The 15,403-nt window shown below is 74.9% G+C and carries 10 protein-coding genes; 5 read left to right on the forward strand and 5 right to left on the reverse strand.

Going from position 1 to position 15,403, the window contains the following annotated elements:
- Nucleotides 1-38: 38 nt before the first annotated feature.
- Nucleotides 39-1,328 (reverse strand): ABC transporter substrate-binding protein, encoded by a 1,290-nt coding sequence (locus ACSNN9_RS08255; protein ID WP_436672266.1) that lies wholly within the window; start codon nucleotides 1,326-1,328, stop codon nucleotides 39-41.
- Between the two features lie 373 nt (nucleotides 1,329-1,701).
- Between ACSNN9_RS08255 and ACSNN9_RS08260 the strand changes: the two genes are divergently transcribed.
- Nucleotides 1,702-2,721 carry a LacI family DNA-binding transcriptional regulator gene (locus ACSNN9_RS08260; protein WP_436672267.1) on the forward strand — a complete coding sequence of 340 codons (1,020 nt, stop codon included), beginning with the start codon at nucleotides 1,702-1,704 and terminating at the stop codon, nucleotides 2,719-2,721.
- A gap of 10 nt (nucleotides 2,722-2,731) precedes the next feature.
- Here the strand turns inward: ACSNN9_RS08260 and ACSNN9_RS08265 are convergent, their stop codons facing one another.
- Both ACSNN9_RS08265 and ACSNN9_RS08270 read right to left on the reverse strand, forming a co-directional pair.
- Nucleotides 2,732-3,565, reverse strand: a complete 834-nt coding sequence (locus tag ACSNN9_RS08265; RefSeq protein ID WP_436672268.1) for a MerR family transcriptional regulator — start codon at nucleotides 3,563-3,565, stop codon at nucleotides 2,732-2,734.
- A gap of 94 nt (nucleotides 3,566-3,659) precedes the next feature.
- Entirely contained in the window at nucleotides 3,660-5,807 is a 2,148-nt protein-coding gene (locus tag ACSNN9_RS08270; RefSeq protein ID WP_436672270.1) for an EAL domain-containing protein, read from the reverse strand.
- 204 nt (nucleotides 5,808-6,011) lie between these two features.
- On the opposite strand from ACSNN9_RS08270, the gene ACSNN9_RS08275 reads away from it, so the two are divergent.
- Complete coding sequence (locus ACSNN9_RS08275; protein ID WP_436672272.1) at nucleotides 6,012-6,389, forward strand: PH domain-containing protein; 378 nt, start codon at nucleotides 6,012-6,014, stop codon at nucleotides 6,387-6,389.
- 21 nt (nucleotides 6,390-6,410) lie between these two features.
- Here the strand turns inward: ACSNN9_RS08275 and ACSNN9_RS08280 are convergent, their stop codons facing one another.
- Nucleotides 6,411-7,337, reverse strand: coding sequence for a 2-hydroxyacid dehydrogenase (locus ACSNN9_RS08280; protein WP_436672273.1), 927 nt, complete (start codon nucleotides 7,335-7,337; stop codon nucleotides 6,411-6,413).
- 191 nt (nucleotides 7,338-7,528) lie between these two features.
- On the opposite strand from ACSNN9_RS08280, the gene ACSNN9_RS08285 reads away from it, so the two are divergent.
- The 3 genes from ACSNN9_RS08285 to ACSNN9_RS08295 all read left to right on the forward strand — a co-directional run bounded on the left by ACSNN9_RS08285 (nucleotide 7,529) and on the right by ACSNN9_RS08295 (nucleotide 12,215).
- Nucleotides 7,529-9,340, forward strand: a complete 1,812-nt coding sequence (locus ACSNN9_RS08285; RefSeq protein ID WP_436672275.1) for a SpoIIE family protein phosphatase — start codon at nucleotides 7,529-7,531, stop codon at nucleotides 9,338-9,340.
- A 67-nt stretch (nucleotides 9,341-9,407) separates the two neighbouring features.
- Entirely contained in the window at nucleotides 9,408-10,583 is a 1,176-nt protein-coding gene (locus ACSNN9_RS08290; protein ID WP_436672276.1) for a PQQ-dependent sugar dehydrogenase, read from the forward strand.
- A 57-nt stretch (nucleotides 10,584-10,640) separates the two neighbouring features.
- A complete protein-coding gene (locus ACSNN9_RS08295) occupies nucleotides 10,641-12,215 on the forward strand; it encodes a metallophosphoesterase (RefSeq protein WP_436672278.1) in 1,575 nt (524 codons plus the stop codon).
- A gap of 769 nt (nucleotides 12,216-12,984) precedes the next feature.
- Here ACSNN9_RS08295 and ACSNN9_RS08300 read toward each other — a convergent pair.
- Nucleotides 12,985-15,342 (reverse strand): transketolase-like TK C-terminal-containing protein, encoded by a 2,358-nt coding sequence (locus ACSNN9_RS08300; RefSeq protein ID WP_436672279.1) that lies wholly within the window; start codon nucleotides 15,340-15,342, stop codon nucleotides 12,985-12,987.
- Between the last annotated feature and the right edge of the window lie 61 nt (nucleotides 15,343-15,403).

The raw sequence follows: 15,403 nt of genomic DNA on the forward strand, positions 1-15,403 counted from the left end.
GGGTCGGGGCCGCCCGCCCCGACCGGTCCGGCGCGCGGTCAGGACGTGGCGGCCTTCTCGGCTTCCTTGACCGCCTCGGTCCACGCCTGGTCGGGCCTGCCCTTCAGGTTTCCGGTGGCCAGCCGGTTGAGGACGTTCTCCACCGCCACCCGGGTCGGGCCGTTGCGCCGGCCGAGGTACTGCGGGGTCAGGTTCTCCGCCGTGCTGGAGAAGATCTGGCCGACCGGGGCGTCGTTGAAGAAGGGGTTGGTGAAGTCCTTGATCGCCGGGTCCTGGTAGAGCGCCGGCTGGGAGGGCAGGTTGCCGACCTTCTTGAAGATCTCGATCTGCTGCTCGGGCTGGATGAGCCACTCGACAAACTTGTACGCCTCGTCGACGTTCTTTCCCTGCTTGGGAATGGTCAGGAAGGAGCCGCCCCAGTTGCCGCCCCCGCCGGGGATCGCGGCCACGTCCCACTTGCCGCTGGTGCCGGGGGCGGTGTTCTTGATGTGCCCCTGCATCCAGGCCGGGCAGGCGAGCACGGCGAAGTTGCCCTTGACGAAGCCGCTGTTCCACTCGGGGGAGAACGCGGCGAGGTTGGCCGAGAGGTCGGCGGCGATGGTGCGGGCCGCCACGTCGAAGGCGACCTTCGGGCCGCCGTCCATCTTCAGCGCCTCGCTCTCGTCGTAGAAGCCGACCGGCTGCTGGCCGAGGACGGGGTTGAAGACGTTGGTGCCGGAGTCGATGAACTTCTTGCCGCTCCTGGCCGTGTACCGCTGGCCGACCTCGATGAACCGGTCCCAGGTGGGCCAGAGCGCGGAGACCTGGTCGCGCCCGGTGGGCAGGCCGGCGGCGGCGAACAGGTCGGTGCGGTAGCACATGGCCAGGCCGCCGACGTCGGTGCCGAGGCCGATCTGGGCCTTGCCGTCGGGCGTCAGGGTCTGCTTCCACTTCCACGGCAGGTACTTCTGCTCGTACGTGCCGGCGCCCTTGTCGAGCAGGTTGACGAACTTGTCGGCCTGGCCGCGGAACTGGACGACGAAGCCCTCGTCGATGGCGGCGATGTCCGGCGCGCCGGAGCCGGCGATGAGCTTCTTCTGCAGGTCCTCGTGCTGGGCGTTGTACTCGCCGGTGTTCAGGCTGATCTTGACGTTCGGGTTGGCGTCCTCGTACTTCGTCTTGAGCTCGTCGAGCCCGAAGTCGCCCCAGAAGTTGATTTTCAGGGTGACCGGGCCGCTGGCGCGGGAGTCACCGCCGCCCCCGCTGTTGCCGCTGCACGCCGCGACCATGACCAGGCTGACCGCGCCGACGGCGGCCGCCCTGGCCCAGTGCGTCAAGGACCGTCTCATGTCATCCTCCGCGCCAGATGGGAACGCTCCCGACATCGAGAGCCGTTGACTGAACCGGATAAGTGCCGCCACCGTACGGGCCGGTTTCGGCAGTGTCAACGGGCGGTCACCGCCGCCGTCTCCCGGCAACCTGAGGCCGCCGTGGGAGCGCGATCATGGGAGGTAGAGCGTCTGGCAGGCGCACCGGGCCGCGCGCCCACGGCAAGGGGGCGGTGGATCGCCGACGACTTAACCGGGAAAGCCGGCGACCGGCCCGACCTCACGCGTCGGTCGGACCGGCCCGCCGCCGGCCGGTGCAGTAGCGTGGACCGCCGCCGGTCGCCCCGGCCTCGTGGTGACACCCGCCCGGGCGGGAGAGTGGAGGAGTACGCCGGTGAAGCGGCCCACGATCGCCGACGTCGCCCGCCGCGCCGGGGTGTCCAAGGGGGCGGTCTCCTACGCGCTGAACGGCCAGCCCGGGGTCTCCGAGGCCACCCGGCAGCGGATCCTCGCCATCGCCGCCGAGATCGGCTTCAACCCGAACCGCGCCGCCCGCTCCCTCTCCGGGGCCACCGCCGACGCGGTCGGCCTCACCCTGTGCCGCCCGGCCCGCACGCTCGGCATCGAGCCGTTCTTCATGGAGCTGATCAGCGGCGTCGAGGCCGAACTCTCCGCCCGCTCGTACGCCCTCACCCTCCAGGTGGTGGCCGACCAGGAGGCGGAGGTCGCGGTCTACCGCCGGTGGTGGGGCGAGCGCCGGGTGGACGGCGTCCTCGTCTGCGACCTGCGCGCCGACGACCGCCGGGTGCCGGTGCTGGAGGAGCTGGGCCTGCCCGCCGTGGTGATCGGCGGCCCGGGCGGCACCGGCGGGCTGGCCAGCGTGTGGTCCGACGACGCGGCGGCGCTGGTGGAGACCGTGGAGTACCTGGTCGCCCTCGGCCACCGCCGGATCGCCCGCGTCGGCGGCCTCCCCGCCCTGCTGCACACCGCGATCCGCACCGAGGCGTTCACCGAGGTGTGCCGGCGGCTCGGCCTGGCCGACGCGGTCACCGTGCCGTCCGACTACACCGGCGAGGAGGGGGCGCGCGCCACCCGCCGGCTGCTCAGCTCGGCCGGCCGCCCCACCGCCGTGATCTACGACAACGACGTGATGGCGATAGCGGGGCTGTCGGTGGCCCAGGAGATGGGCCTCGCCGTGCCGGGCGACCTGTCCATCGTGGCCTGGGACGACTCGCCGCTCTGCCAGTTGGTGCACCCGCCGCTGACCGCGCTCGGCCGGGACATCCCGGCGTACGGCGCGCACGCCGCCCGGCAGTTGCTCGCGGTGATCGGCGGCGCGCCGGCCGGCCAGGTGCAGGACGAGACGGCACACCTCACCCCGCGGGGCAGCACGGCGCCCCCGCGCGCCAGCTGAACCGCTTCAGTCACTCGCGACTCCTCGCCACCACCGGCAGTTGGATCTCGGTGACGCCCTGCGCGGGATCGTCCGGGCAGTAGTCCAGGTACAGCTCGCGGGCGTACCCGTCGGCCCGCCAGCCGTTCGCCTCCAGCCAGGAGGCGAGCGCCTGCATGCTGCGACCCACCTCGTCCATCGGCCCGTGGTGGATGATCGTCGCCGCGGTGGGCACCGGGGGCAGGTCGACGACGGCGAAGTCCCGGGCCGTCGAGGGGCCGGCGGCCACCGTCACCCCGGCGTGCACCACCACGGTCTCGCCCTCCCCCGCGGGCTCGTACCAGGCCAGCCCCGGGCCGGCGGGGGCGACGCCCGCCGCGTCGAGGCGCCGGAACAGCTCCGGGTAGAGCGGCTGGATCACGGTGGAGATCTCCGGGGTCTCGTAGCTGCGGGCCACCCCCGTCAGCTCCGCCACGCGGACCGCGGGCAGTTCCTTGAGTACGACGTCCTGGCTGGTCATCCGACCCTCCGTCTCGATCATGCGGAGCCTCGCCTCGACCCCGGCCAGCCGGGCGGTGTCGGCCGCAAGCTGGGCCTCCAGCTCCGACCGGCGCAGCCGCAGCATGCCGCGCAGCTCGGCGACCTCGACGGTGTCGTCGAGGATCGCCCGCACCTGCCCGAGGGTGAGCCCGAGTTCCTTCAGGGCGATCACCCGGTTGAGCCGGCGGAGCTGCTCGGCCCGGTAGAACCGGTATCCGGTGTGCGGGTCGACGGCGGCCGGGCGGAGCAGCCCGATGCCGTCGTAGTGACGCAGCATGCGGACCGACACCCGGCCGAGTCTGGCGAAGTCTCCGATGGTGAACATGGCCCCTCACACGTTCGGCCCTGACACGGTGTCAGAGTCAACCCCGGCCACGCGGGTGCCCGGCGTGGGCGAGCCCGCCCCGGGCCGTCGCCGGTCAGCGCGAGGCCGACGGGAACTCCTCGAGGTACGCCTCGACCCGCTCCGCGGTCGCCGGGCGGGCCAGCGCGAAACCCTGCCCGTACCGGCAGCCGGCCCGCCGCGCGCCGTCGACCAGGCTGACCGACTCCAGCTCCTCGGCCACGATGTCCAGCCCCAGCCGGTCCCCCACGTTGACCACCACGTCGATCAGCGGGCGCTGCGGGTCCGCCGGGTCGACCAGCTGCGGGCCGACCTTGAGCAGGTCGATCGGCAACCGGCGGAGCTGGGCCAGCGAGGCGTGCTCGGCCCGGAAGTCGTCCAGCGCGGTGCGCACGCCCAGCGAGCGCAGCCCCGCCAACCGGGCCACCACCGTCGGCAGCTCGGCGCCCACCCGGGGCTCCGCCACCTCGACCACCAGCCGGTCCGGCGCCAGCCCGTACGCGTCCAGCACCGCCGCCGTCCGCGGCACGAAGTCGGGCGCGGTCAGCTCCCGGACCGTCACGTTCACCGCCATCCAGAGCTGCCGGCTCCCCGCCGACCAGGCGGCGAGCTGCCGGCAGGCCCGGTCCAGCACCCAGCAGCCCAGCTCCCCCACCATGTCGAGGTCCTCGGCCACCGGCAGGAACTCGGCGGGCAGCACCGTGCCGAGCACCGGGCTGCGCCAGCGCAGCAGCGCCTCCGTGCCGACCGGCTGCCGGTCGGCCAGGGCGAGCACCGGCTGGTAGACGAGGTCCAGCTCGCCCCGGGCCACCGCCCCGGGCAGCTCCCGTTCCAGGTCGAGCCGGCGGACGAGCTGCTCCTCCAGGTAGGCGTCGTACCACTCGACCCGGTCCCGACCGAGCTGCACGGCCCGGCGCCGGGCCAGGTCCGCCTGGCGCAGCACGGCCTCCGGGGCGCCGCCGCCGAGCTCGGCCAGGCCCACACCGGCGCGCAGCCGCAGTACCCCGCCCGCCACCGGGTAGGGCTGCGTGAGCGCGGCGAGCAGCCGGGTGCCCAGCGCGTACGCCAGCACCGGGCCCACCTCGGTGACCACGGCGAAGCCGTTCGCGGTGACATCGGCGAGCAGGTCCCCGGGGCCGACGACGGCGCGGGCGCGGCGCACCACCTCGGCCAGCACGTCCTCGGGGACCTGGTGCCCGTCCGAGGCGGGGCCGGGGCCGTGCAGGTCGACGACGAGCAGCGCGCCGGCGGGAGCCCGCGCGTCCCGACGGGCCGCGAGGGCCCGCAGCAGCGCCGGCCGGTCCACGGGCGCGCCGGTGGTGTCCGGGTCCGCCGACCGGTGCCGGGCCGGCGGGGCGTCGGGGCGGGCCGCCTGCGCCGGGCCGTCCGCCCGGAGCAGGTCGCGCAGCACCAGCGGCGGGGCCAACGCGAGCGCGAGCAGGACCGCGGTGAGGTCCGGCGGCCCGCCGTCGCGCAGCTGCCAGCCGCTGGCCGCCACGGCCGCGACGGCCGGGACCACGGCCCGGGGCCACACCCTGGTCGGCAGGTCGGGCGGGGCGGGCTCCGGGCCGGTCGCCCGCCGCGCCCCCGCCGCCGTCAGCAGCACCCCGGACACCAGCGGGGGTACGGACAGCAGCGCCGCCCGGTCCGGTGTCGCGCCCGTGGGGAGCGCGGCCAGCATCACCAGCCCGGCCAGGGTGAGCGCCGCCCCGGCCCGGCAGCGGGCGGCGCCGGCACGCCGGTGTGGCCCGGTCAGCGCGACGAGCACGGCGAGCGCGAGCCCGCCCAGGGTCGCGGCCACGGCGAGCCGGACCGGCGGATCGAGGCGGTCGCGGGGCAGCAGCAGCCAACCGGCGAGGACCAGCCCCAGGCCGGCGGCGGTCGCGTCGACGACCCGGCGCAGCCGGACGCGGGCGGACGGGCGGGGCCGCCGCGCCGCCGGCGGCAGGCCCGCGACGAAGAGCGCGGCGGCGGCGGTCAGCCCCGACCCGACGACGGCGGGCCGGTGGCCCGGCTCCGCGAGCGGGAGCACGGCCGCGGTGAGCCGGGAGAGCCGGGTGCCCGCCAGGGCGCAGCTGGCGGCGCCGGCCAGCGCCACCACGGCCAGGGCTGGCACCCGACCGGCCGCGCCGGCGAGCAGGAGCAGCGCGACGGCGGCGAGGACGAGGATGTCCGGCACGGCGGGACGGGGAATGGACGCGCGTTGCGGGTACGCGAGGGGCACGGCGGTCGCCTTCGTGAGGGGGCACGGGCGGTGCGACGGTGCGGGGCGCCGGACTCGGGGTGGGTCCGCCGCCCATCAGTCGCCAACGAACGGGCGCGAGGTCGGTGACGCCACGCCGGCAGTGATCCGCGTCACTGTCGGCGCCGGGCCCACGGGTCGCCGCCCGGCGCGTACCGGGGCCGGCGGGGGTGGGATCATCGGGGGGTGAGCAGCTCCGACACCGTCCACTTCCGGCACAACCAGGCGATCCTGGCCGCCGCGATCGTCGCCTTCTTCGGCGCCCTGCCGGTGGCCGGCGCCCGGTGGTACCTGCTGCCGGTGCTGCTCGTCCCGATCGCCGTCGCGGTCTGGGCGTGGCGGGCCGGCACCGACGCCGACGCCCGCGAGCTGCGCCTGCGGGCGCTGGTCGGGCAGCGGCGGATCGGCTGGGAGCGGGTCGTCGAGCTGGCCGCCGACAAGCGCGGTCGGGCGGTCGCCCTGCTCGACGACGGCCAGCGCGTCATGCTGCCGGCCGTGCGCCGCACCGACCTGCCCCGGCTGGTCTCGGCCACGGGCCAGACCCTGCCGGGTGCGGCCGGCTGAGCACCGCCGGGCCGGCACCGCTCAGTAGCCGTCCACCACCGTGTTGATCAGCGGCTCGCCGGCCGCGAACCGGCGGACCTGGTCGGCGACCAGCCGGTACGCGCGCGGCAGCAGGCCGCGTACCGAGCCGGCGACGTGCGGGGTGAGCAGCACGTTCGGCATCGTCCACAGCTCGTGGTCGGCGGGCAGCGGCTCCGGGTCGGTGACGTCCAGCGCGGCCGAGATCCGGCCGGTACGCAGCTCGGCGACCAGCGCCTCGGTCCGGGCCACCGGCCCACGGGCGGCGTTGACCAGCAGCGCGCCGTCGCGCATGGCGGCGAGGAACGTCTCGTCGACCAGCCCCCGCGTGCGCTCGGTCAGCGGCACCAGCAGCACCACCACGTCGGCCTCGGGAAGCAGCCCCGGCAGCTCCTCGACGCCGTGCACGCCCTGCTCCGGGCGGGCGGTCCGGGCCACCAGCGTGAAGCTCACCTCGAACGGCGCGAGCCGGTCCCGTACCGCCGTGCCGATGGAGCCCGCCCCGACGATCAGCACCCGCTTGCCGGCCAGCTCGTCGGTGGGGGCCACCTCGTCGTACGCCCACTCGCGCCGGGCCTGCGCGCGGGCGAGGGCGGGGAAGGCGCGCAGCTGGGACAGGATCGCCGTGACCACCCACTCGGCGGTGGACGGGTCGTGCACGCCCCTGGCGTCGCAGAGCGTCACGCCCGGCGGGACCCGGCCGGCCCACGCGTCCGCCCCTGCGGAGAGGAGCTGCACCACCGCCAGGTCGGGCAGCTCGCGCAGCAGCGCGGTGGCGTCCCCGCCGGCCAGGAAGGGCGGCACCCAGAACCGGACGCCGGTGGTCTCCGAGGGGAGCCGGGAGGCGTCCTCGGCCACCTCGACCGTGACCTCCGGCGGCAGCTCACCGAGGAGCGCTCGACCGGCCTGGTGCGGGATCCATACCTTCACGCCCGCCGACGATAGGCCCCCGGCGGGTCCGTCCGCCCGCCGGGGCGGCTCGCGGCACCCGAACGGGCCCCGCCGACGCGGGTGAGGTGATCAGGGTGACGTTGCGGCGACCGAGTCGATTCTGGTTCGGAGGGGGTATAAGGGAGGACCGGAGTGCCGGTCGGCCTCCATCCGGCACGGACAGGTGGTCAATGACCGACGGCTCCCGCGACGACGCCCCGGAGCGGGCCGACCCGATCCCGGCGCTCCGCGACCCCGATCGGCTGCGGTCCCTCGCCGAGACCCGGCTGACGGCCACCCCCGACGAGGCGTTCGACCGGTTCGCCCGGCTGGTCGGCGACCTGCTCGACGTGCCGGTCGCCCTGGTCTCCCTGGTGGACGCCGAACGCCAGTTCTTCCCCGGCGAGGTGGGCCTGGCCCGGCCGTGGGCCACCCGGCGGGAGACCCCGCTGAGCCACTCGTTCTGCCAGCACGTCGTCGACCTCGGCACCCCGATGGTACTGCCGGACGCCCGGCTCCATCCCGCCCTGCGGGACAACCTCGCCGTGCCCGAGCTGGGCGTGGTGGCGTACGCCGGGATGCCGCTGACCGACCTGGAGGGCCGCGTCCTCGGCTCGCTCTGCGCGATCGACGACAAGCCGCGCGACTGGACCGCCGAGCAGTTGCGGACGCTCGCCGACCTGGCCGCCGCGTGTTCCTCGGAGCTACGGCTGCGGATCGCCCTCGACGGCGCCGAGCAGGCGCGGCGGCGCGCCGAGGAGGCCAACGGCCGGCTGGAGCTGCTGGCCGGGCTGGCCGGAACCCTGGCCGGCACGCTCGACGTGGCCACCGCGCTGCGCCACCTGCGCGACACGATGGTGCCGCTGCTGGCCGACTGGTCCCTGGTGACCCTGGTCGGGCCCGACGGGGCGCCCCGCGACGTGACCGCCGCGCACCGCGACCCGGCCCGGGCCCAGGACGTCGCCCGCTTCGCCGAGCTGATGCGCACGGGGCTGAGCCCCGACTCGATCACCCGGGCGGTGCTGCGCACCGGGCGGCCCGTGCTGGGCGGCGCCGGCACCCTCGCCGACGTGCGGCGGGGCACGATCGGACCGGAGATGCCGGAGATCGCCGCCCGCCTGGGCTTCTCCTCGCACCTCAGCGTGCCGATCACCGACGCCGGGCGGGTGCTCGGCTGCATCACCCTGATCAACGGCCCGCGGCGGCGGCAGTTCGACGACAGCGACCTGCTCATCGCCGAGGACGTCGGGCGCCGGGCCGGGCAGGCGATCGGCAACAGCCGGATGTACGGCGAGCAGCGGCACGTCGCGCACGTGCTGCAACACAGCATGCTGCCGCGGCTGCCCGTCACCGACGACCTCGAGCTGGCCGCCCGCTACCAGCCGGCGGCGGACCGGGTCGAGGTCGGCGGCGACTGGTACGACGCCTTCCGCCAGCCCGGCGGGGAGCTGATCGCGGCGATCGGCGACGTGGCCGGGCACGACATCGAGGCCGCCGCGACCATGGGCCAGCTGCGCAACCTCGTCCGGGGCAACGCGTACGGCCGGCCCGACACGGTCGGCGAGCTGATGAGCCGCCTGGACGAGACCATCCGCGGGCTGCACATCCCCGCCGCGGCCACCGCGACCCTGGTGCGGCTGGACGCCGACGACGCCGGCCAGCGGGTCGCCTGGTGCAACGCGGGCCACCCCGCGCCGCTCGTGGTCCGGGCCGGCGGCACGGTCGAGGTGCTCGCCGGCACGCCGGAGCCGCTGCTCGGGCTGAACCGTCCGGTGCGGCGCACCAGCCGGCACACCCGCCTGGCAACCGGCGACACCCTGCTGCTCTACACCGACGGGCTCATCGAACGGCGCGACCGGTCCATCGACGAGGGGATGACGGAGCTGGTCGCCCGGCTCGACGGCACGCACCGGCTGCCGCTGGGCAAGCTCTGCGACCTGCTGCTGACCGCCGCGCCCCACCGCGAGGACGACGTCGCGCTGCTCGCCGTCCGGGCGATCTGACCGCGCCACGGAGCCGGTCCGATCCGTCGACCCCGGTCCGACTTCCCCGGCGGACTACCCTGGGCCGGTGAGCGCCCGTCCCCCGTACCCCCGCGTCCACCGTCTGCGGACGGCCCTGGCGGCCTCGTGCGCGGCGCTGCTGCTGGCGACCGCCGGTTGCAGCTTCGGCGAGCCGGAGCCCGACCCGGCCGGTGAGCCGCCCAACTTCCCGACGCCGTCGGCGACGGCGAGCCCCGGCGACGCCGGCCAGGAGGTCGTCACCACCGTGCTGGCCAAGGGCCTGCGGGTGCCGTGGGCGATCGCCTTCCTGCCCGACGGCGCGGCGCTGGTCACCGAGCGGGACAGCGGCCGGATCCTGCGGGTCGGCCCCGAGTCCGGGCCCGACGGGCTGAAGGTCACCCCGGTGCAGACCATCGCGGACGTGGCGGCCTCCGGCGAGGGCGGGCTGATGGGCATCGCCGTCTCGCCCGACTACGCGCGGGACCGGACGGTCTTTGTCTACCACACCACCGAGCGGGACAACCGGATCGTCCGGCTGGAGCTGGGCGGCACGCCCACCCCGATCCTCACCGGCATCCCCAAGGCCGGCATCCACAACGGCGGCGGCCTCGCCTTCGGCCCGGACGGCCTGCTCTACGCGAGCACCGGCGACGCCGGCGACCGGCCGCAGGCACAGGACGTCAAGCGCCTCGGCGGCAAGATCCTGCGGATCACCAGGGACGGCAGGCCGGCGCCCGGCAACCCGTTCCCGAACTCCCCGGTGTGGTCCCTGGGCCACCGTAACGTCCAAGGCATGGCCTGGGACGCCGGCAAGCGGATGTACGCCGTGGAGTTCGGCCAGAACACCTGGGACGAGATCAACCAGATCACCAAGGGGCGCAACTACGGGTGGCCGACGGTCGAGGGGCGCGACGACGACAAGCGTTTCGTCAACCCGGTCGCCCAGTGGCCGACCTCGGACGCGTCCTGCTCCGGGCTGACCGCCGTGGACCGGCTGCTCGTCACCGCGTGCCTGCGCGGCAAGCGGCTCTGGCTGGTCGAGCTGACCGACACCGGCACCGTGCTCGGCCAGCCGCGGGAGCTGCTGACCGACCGGTTCGGCCGGCTGCGGGCCGTGGCCGCCGCCCCCGACGGCTCGATCTGGGTCAGCACCTCCAACCACGACGGGCGGGGCCAGCCGGTGCCCGAGGACGACCGGCTGCTGCGGCTCGTCTTCGCCGGCGGCGGGGCCGGCCGGAGCTGACGCACCGGCTCGTCGGGGTTTCCCAAGATCCTTCAGTGGGCAGGTCAGAATCTCACCATGGACGGCCAGGAGAACGAACAGCACGCGAACCGGGACGAGGGCGCCTCGGCGACCGGTCGCGCCCCGCGCCCGACACCGGGGTCGGACGGCGCCGACCGGACCGGCCGGCGAGTCCTCCGCGCGACCGGGGTGACCCTGGCGGTCCTCGTCATCGCCCTGGTCGGCGCGGTGCTCGGCGTGCTCGCCGGCGGCCGGGTGAGCACCGACATCGGCCCGTTCCAGGCCGACCTCACGGTCGCGCCGGCGATGGGCGGCGGCACCACCGTCGACATCCCGCCGCTGGGTGCGCTGCTGCTCGACAGCCACGACGGGCCGACCCACCTGACGGTGGAGCTGGGCGCGCTGGACCAGAGCCGCACCGAGGCGCTGCTCGACGATCCGGCGAGCATCAACCGGGCGAGCCAGTCGGCCGTCCACGACGTCCGCGAGGGCGTGCTGCGGCTCGGCCTGCGGACGCTCGCCTCGGCGGTGCTGGTCACCCTGCTGCTGGCCCTGCTGGTCTTCCGCGACACCCGCCGGGCGGCCTGGGCCGGCGGGCTGGCGCTGGTGATCACCGCCGGCAGCCTCGGCGCCGCCGCGGCCACCATCCGGCCGGAGTCGATCGAGGAGCCGCGCTACGAGGGGCTGCTGGTCAACGCCCCCGCGATCGTCGGTGACGCCCGCCGGATTGCGAACGACTACAGCCGGTACGCCGAGCAGCTCCAGCGCATCGTCGGCAACGTCAGCCAGCTCTACACCACCGTGTCGTCGCTGCCGGTCTACGAGCCGGCCCCCGGCACGACCCGCGTCCTGCACGTCTCCGACATGCACCTCAACCCGACCGGCTGGCAGCTCATCCGCACCGTCGTCGAGCAGTTCGGCATCGACGTGGTGATCGACACCGGGGACATCACCGACTGGGGCTCCGAGCCGGAGGCCTCGTACGTCGGCTCGATCGGTCTGCTCAAGAAGCCGTACGTCTACATCCGGGGCAACCACGACTCGGGGCGTACGGCGGCGGCCGTGGCCCGCCAGCCGAACGCGATCGTGCTGAACAACACGACCACCACGGTCGCGGGGCTGACGATCGCCGGTATCGGCGACCCGCGCTTCACCCCCGACAAGAACACCTCGCCGGCGGGCAGCGGGCTCACCCGGCAGACGGCGGACCAGCTCATCGGCGTCGGCGACCAGCTCGCGGCCACGGTAGGCAGCTCGCCACGCCCGGTGGACATCGCGCTGGTGCACGACCCGGCCTCCGCCGGCCCGCTGTCGGGCACCTGCCCGCTGGTGCTCGCCGGGCACACCCACGACCGGCAGGTCTCGAAGCTGCCGGAGGTGCCCGGGAAGGGACCCACCCAGCTGATGGTGCAGGGGTCCACGGGCGGCGCCGGCCTGCGCGGCCTGGAGGGCGAGAAGCCCACCCCGCTGTCGATGACCGTGCTCTACTTCGACAAGGACAAGCTGCTCCAGGCGTACGACGACATCACCGTCGGCGGCACGGGGCAGGCGCAGGTGAACCTGGAGCGGCACGTCGTGGAGGACCCGAAGGCCGGCGCGCCCGTCCCGGTCACCCCCACCCCGACCCGCTGACCCCGACCCCGCTGACGCCGACCCCGCTGACGCCGACCCGTTGCCCCCGACCCGTTGCCCCCGACCCCGTTGCCGCCGACCCGCTGGTCGCCCTGCCCTGCTCGCTCTGTCCCCGATCGCCCTGCGCCGCGCGGTCCGTCCTGAACGCCTTGCGCACTGCCCTCCACTCGGGCCCATTGCGCTGAGTAGCGGCACCGCCGGCCCTCGACCTAGCCACTCGGACGCTTTGCTCTGCATCCACGGACGCACCAGCAACTCCGAGTAGCGAAAGCCTGGCTGCCTTCGATCGGCAGTATCGACGTTGCTGCTGGTCAGCAGCGTGGTGCGTCGATGGCTGCAGAGCAAAGGGCGCAAGTGACCACCGTCGCACCCCACACCAACCGTCACCCTCAGTCACATCGAGGGCTGAAAACTGTCAGTGATTCCAGTATGGTCGCCAGCTGCCTCCGGGCGGAGACCGCGAAGATGACCCTGGCGCTGGCTCGCGGACCGTGCCCCTCTCAGTGCAAGTTGCCTCCTGGACCGAGGCCGTGTCGCCTACGTCCCGCACCGACGCGACCGTCGCCCGCGCGGCCGCCCACGCCGAAGCAGTGAGCCGGCCGTCCGAACCAGGCCGCGGTACCTGCCCACCCGGCGTCCCAGGCACGACTCCGAGCAGCACGTCACGGCCCGGAACAGCGCGGTGCGGCCCGCCCCGGCGCGGCATGACACGGCGCGGCATGACACGGCGCGGCACCGCGCGGTCCGGCCGGGGACGACGCCCTGCGAATCAGCGCAGGGAGAGGGCCGCGAGGGCGGCGTTGACGATGCTGCCGGGCAGCAGGTCGTGCAGGTCGTACAGGTCGTGGACGCTGCCGGACTGGCCGAACTCGTCCACGCCCAGCGGCACCGCCGGGGCGGCGAGCGCCGAGCCGAGCCAGGCCATGGCGTGCGAGGCGGCGTCGTGCACCGTCACCACCGGCACCCGGTCGGCGAACGCCGAGCGCAGCGCGCCGGGCACGCTCGGCACCGTGGCCGTGCGTACGCCCTGGCGCAGGGTGCGCTGCCAGGCCCGGTAGAGCCGGTCCAGCGAGGTGACGTCGACGACGTGCGCGGCGATGCCCTCCTCGGCCAGTTCCGCCGCCGCTTCGAGCACCTCGGGCAGCACCGCGCCGGAGGCGGCGAGCTGCACCACCGGGGCGTCGGCCAGGTGCGGGTACGCCTCGTGGGCGTCGACCAGCCGGTACGCCCCGGCGACCACCTGCCGGCGCAGCACCGCGTCGCCGAGCCGGGCCCGTGCCGCCTCGAAGGGCGCCTGGTCGATCGGGCGGGTGCTGAGCCGGAAGTAGTACGCCCCGTCCTCGGCGGGAGCGGCCGTCGCGGACGGGGTCGCCCCGCCGGCGATCTGGCCCAGCGCGTCGCAGAGCAGCCAGTCAAGGGTGGCCGCGTACGCGGGTTCGAGGAACGTCACCCCGGGCAGTTCCAGGCCCACCGAGGCGGTGATGGTCGACTGGTGGGCGCCGCCCTCCGGGGCGAGCGTGATGCCCGACGGGGTGCCGGCGACCACGAACCGGGAGCCCGAGTAGGTGCCGTAGAGGAACGCGTCCAGGCCACGCAGCACGAACGGGTCGTAGACCGTGCCGACCGGCAGCAGCGGCTGCGCCGACAGGTCCCAGGCGAGGCCGAGCTGCCCGAGCAGCAGGAACAGGTTCATCTCCGAGATGCCCAGCTCGATGTGCTGCCCGGCGGGACTCTCGGTCCAGCGCAGCATCCGGTCCTCGGTCCAGGAGCGCTGCTCCGTCGGGGCGAAGACGCCGGTCTTGTTGATGAACCCGGCCAGGTTGGTGGAGGTCGCGACGTCCGGCGCGGTGGTCACCAGGTATCGGCCCACCTCGGGGTTGCGGGCCAGCTCGACCAGCACCCGGCCGAAGACCTCCTGCGTCGAGATCGGCTTGTTCGCGCGTACCCGCGTCGTGTCCGGGACGGTGACGCCCAGCGCCCGCTCGCGGGGCGCGCGGGACAGCGCCTCCCGGCGCTCGCCGGCCCGGATGCCGGCCGGGGACGCCGGGTCCAGGCGGTCCCACTCGGTCTCCCGCGTCAGTCCGTGCGCCGCGCGCAGCGCGTCGAGCTGCTCGGTGGTGAGCAGCGCCGAGTGGTTGCGCGGATTGCCGGCGATCGGCAGCCCCCACCCCTTGACGGTGTACGCGAAGACCACGCTGGGCCGGTCGGTGACGGCGTCGCACTGGGCGTACGCGTCGAGCATCGCCGCCATGTCGTGCCCGCCCAGGTCGGTGACGAGCGGCCCCAGCTCGTCGTCGCCGATGTCGGCGATGAACGCCTCGATCCCGTCGGGCGCGCCGTCGAGGAACTGCCTGCGCAGCGCCGCGCCGGTCAGCCCGAACAGCGACTGGTACTGCTCGTTGGGCATCGCGTCGATCCAGACGCGCAGCGCCTCGCCGCCCGGCCGGGCGTACGCCTCGGCGAGCCGGCGGCCGTACTTGACCTCGACCACGTGCCAGCCGGCGGCCTCGAACTGGCCCCGCCACTGGTTGATCCGCACCCCGGGCACCACCCGGTCCAGCGACTGCCGGTTGAAGTCGACCAGCCACATCACGTTGCCCAGGCCGGTGGTGGCCGGGTCGGCGACGGCCTCCCAGATGTTCCCCTCGTCCAGTTCGGCGTCGCCGATCAGCGCGACGAACCGGGAGCGCGGGCGGGCCCCGAAGTGCGCGTCGACGTATCGGCGGGTCGCGGCGGCGAACAGCGGCGCCGCCGCGCCGAGCCCGACCGAGCCGGTGGAGAAGTCCACCTCGTCCGGGTCCTTGGTCCGCGACGGGTACGACTGGAGCCCGCCCCGGGCGCGCAGCCTCGTCAGGTAGGAGCGGTCGAGGTTGCCCAGCAGGTACTGGATGGCGTGGAAGACCGGCGAGGCGTGCGGCTTGACGGCCACCCGGTCCTCGGCGTCGAGGTGCGCGAACCACAGCGCCGTCATCGCCGTGACCAGCGAGGCGCTGGACGCCTGGTGCCCGCCCACCTTCACCCCGTCGCCGGTGTCTCGGTCGTGGTTGGCCGCGTCCACGATCCGGGTCGCGAGCCAGAGCACCCGCTGCTGGATCTCGTCGAGGACGTCGAGGTCGGTACGGTTCACGGTCGACTCCAGGGGTCCGGCACGTCACCGTTGACGGCCGGTCGGGGGCGGGCGGGTCGCG

It is taken from the genome of Micromonospora sp. URMC 107, from assembly GCF_051386315.1.
In the GTDB taxonomy this organism is placed as follows: domain Bacteria; phylum Actinomycetota; class Actinomycetes; order Mycobacteriales; family Micromonosporaceae; genus Micromonospora.

Coding starts and splice junctions, on each gene's coding strand:
- ACSNN9_RS08255 (WP_436672266.1), bottom strand. CDS start 1,328: ATGAGACGGTCCTTGACGCACTGGGCCAGGGCGGCCGCCGTCGGCGCG.
- ACSNN9_RS08265 (WP_436672268.1), bottom strand. CDS start 3,565: ATGTTCACCATCGGAGACTTCGCCAGACTCGGCCGGGTGTCGGTCCGC.
- ACSNN9_RS08285 (WP_436672275.1), top strand. CDS start 7,529: ATGACCGACGGCTCCCGCGACGACGCCCCGGAGCGGGCCGACCCGATC.
- ACSNN9_RS08295 (WP_436672278.1), top strand. CDS start 10,641: ATGGACGGCCAGGAGAACGAACAGCACGCGAACCGGGACGAGGGCGCC.